Source organism: Streptomyces sp. WAC05374 (assembly GCF_004353505.1).
In the GTDB taxonomy this organism is placed as follows: domain Bacteria; phylum Actinomycetota; class Actinomycetes; order Streptomycetales; family Streptomycetaceae; genus Streptomyces.
The window spans coordinates 1-258 of the sequence record NZ_SMNQ01000059.1 but is presented as its reverse complement, the minus strand read 5'-3'; the positions used below and the strand labels follow the sequence as shown (position 1 = coordinate 258).

Below are 258 nucleotides of genomic sequence, written 5' to 3'. Positions count from 1 at the left end.
AGCGGGACAAGGCGAGCGAGCAGAACGAGCAGGAACGCGCGGCGGAGAACCGCAAGCGGGTGGAGATGCTCGCCGCGGTGGGCGGGCCGGAGGTCCAGCGGGCCGCGCAGGCCGCCTTGGCCACGGGCGATGCCAAGGTGATCGCGGAGTTTTTGGAAAAGGGCTATCTGCTGGCGGCGCAGAAGGACGCCGAGGACCGGGCGGCGCACGAAAAGGCGCAGAAGGAGGCGGCCGAGGCGGCCGAGAAGCTGCGCGAGC

General features: G+C 71.3%; 1 protein-coding gene. It reads left to right on the top strand.

What is annotated here, in order from left to right:
* Positions 1–258, top strand: a 258-nt coding sequence (locus tag E2B92_RS32530) for an ALF repeat-containing protein (protein WP_133087801.1), incomplete at both ends; no start/stop codon positions are given.